The following is a 553-nucleotide window of genomic DNA, read 5'->3' as shown; positions in this document are numbered from 1 at the left end:
ACCACCAGCCGAAACCTCACCCACATCCGGCACCGACATCCGCCACACACCGTCCACGGACAACACCGCCCGCAACCGCAGCACATCGTGACGCGCCACCACCGCACCAACAGCACCCTCCACCACATCCAGCCCCGCACCCACCGGCACCCGCACACCCATCGACTGGAAGAACCCGTCCAGGTCCCCACCACGCGAACCGAACAACGCCATCACCGGCGTCGCCGGAACCTCACCGACAGGTTCGTCCTCGGCTGCGTCGACATCGCGGTTGGTCACCGCAGTGGCGATCGCGGCCAGGGCTTCGACGGTGCGCCAGCGGAAGACGTCGCGCGCCGTGAACACCAGCCCCGCGGCGCGGGCCCGCGCCACCAGCTGGATCGCCACGATCGAGTCGCCACCCAGATCGAAGAACGACTCGTCCACCCCGACCGAGTCCAGCCCCAGCACCTCGGCGAACAGAGCGCTCAGGGCGGCCTCGGCCGGCGTCCGCGGCGCCCGGCCCGGCTCGACCACAGAAAAGACCGGCTCCGGCAGGGCCCTGCGGTCGATC

At 70.5% G+C, this 553-nt stretch carries 1 protein-coding gene; it reads right to left on the bottom strand.

Annotation, left to right across the window (positions count from 1 at the left end; genetic code table 11):
• Nucleotides 1–553, bottom strand: a 553-nt coding sequence (locus VT52_RS34895; protein ID WP_167377785.1) for a phosphopantetheine-binding protein, incomplete at both ends; no start/stop codon positions are given.

Origin of the sequence: Streptomyces malaysiense (assembly GCF_000980885.2) — a bacterium.
GTDB lineage: Bacteria > Actinomycetota > Actinomycetes > Streptomycetales > Streptomycetaceae > Streptomyces > Streptomyces malaysiense.
This window is presented reverse-complemented; position numbering and strand designations above follow the sequence as displayed.